Source organism: Tersicoccus phoenicis, assembly GCF_001968835.1.
Classification (GTDB): Bacteria; Actinomycetota; Actinomycetes; order Actinomycetales; family Micrococcaceae; genus Tersicoccus; species Tersicoccus phoenicis.
This window is the reverse complement of record NZ_MRDE01000098.1, coordinates 1-1,266: the sequence shown is the minus strand read 5'-3', so window position 1 is coordinate 1,266 and position 1,266 is coordinate 1. Positions and strand designations below refer to the sequence as shown.

The 1,266-nt window shown below is 69.3% G+C and carries 1 protein-coding gene and 1 pseudogene; both read left to right on the top strand.

Features of this window, described 5'->3' with window-relative positions; all coding sequences use genetic code 11:
* Window positions 1-370 (top strand): annotated as a pseudogene (locus tag BKD30_RS16185) (hypothetical protein); the annotation flags it as partial.
* The coding region (locus BKD30_RS15135) for a DDE-type integrase/transposase/recombinase (protein WP_076705931.1) at window positions 367-1,266 on the top strand (900 nt) is incomplete at its 3' end. The pseudogene BKD30_RS16185 and the gene BKD30_RS15135, both read left to right, overlap by 4 nt.

The following is a 1,266-nucleotide window of genomic DNA, read 5'->3' as shown; positions in this document are numbered from 1 at the left end:
AGGCCCGACGCGTCGCCGCTCGTTCACGCCCGGCCAGAAGCTGAAGTACCTTTCCGAGTACGAGGTCGCGTGCGAGACGGGTGAGGGCGGCGCGTATCTGCGTCGGCAGGGTCTGTATTCGTCGCTGATCTCGGAGTGGCGCAAGCAGCGCGACGCGGGCTTGCTGGAGGGGAAGAGTCCCGGTGAAGCCGTCGGCCGCCCCAGCGCCGCGCAGGCGGAGAACGCCCGCCTGCGGGCGCAGCTGCGGAAGGCCGAGACGGAGCTGTCGATGACGCGGACGGCGTTGGAGATCATGGGAAAAGCGCACGCGCTCTTGGAGCAGATCTCCGAGAGCGCGGACACCGAGACGCGGCGGGAGAAGCGCTCATGACCACCTATGTCGAGCTGACCGAAGCGGACGTGCCGACCCGGCAGGCCTCGTCGCTGACCGGCGTGGCACGGGCGACCGCGACCCGCGCCGTCACGCGCGCGCGCCGGCCTGATCCGGCACCAGCAGTCGCCCGTCCCGTCCCGGCGAACAAGCTCTCGAGCGCGGAGCGGGCGCTGGTGCTGGACACACTCAACAGCGACGAGTTCGTCGACAAGCCGCCGCTGCAGGTCTACGCGATCCTGCTCGAGCGCGGCGAGTACATCGGCTCGGTGGCGACGATGTATCGGGTGCTGCGCGAGAACAGGCAGGTGCGGGAGCGGCGCCGGCTCGCCACGCACCCGGCGCGGAAGGTGCCGGAGCTGATCGCGACCGGGCCCGGACAGGTGTACTCGTGGGACATTACGAAACTCGCCGGCCCCACCCGGGGCACCTACTACGACGCGTACGTGATGGTCGATATCTTCTCCCGCTACATCGTCGGCGCCATCGTCCACGCCTGCGAGGACGGGCTGCTCGCCAAGGAGATGATGCTGGACGCGTTCGGTGTCCACGGCACGCCGGAGGTCGTGCACTCCGACGGCGGCCCCTCGATGACGTCGAAGACCGTCACGACGCTGCTGGCCGATCTCGGCGTGGTCCGCTCCCGGTCCCGTCCGCACGTGTCCAACGACAACCCGTACTCGGAATCGCTGTTCAAGACGATGAAGTACCTGCCCGTCTTCCCCGACCGGTTCGTCTCGCTGACGCACGCGCGCCAGTTCCTGGACGGGTTCGTGCACGCCTACAATCATCACCACCGACACACCGGGATCGGCATGCACACGCCCGCCGACGTGCACTACGGGCACGCCGACGCCATCGACCGCGACCGAGACGCGGCGCTCGACGCGGCCCGC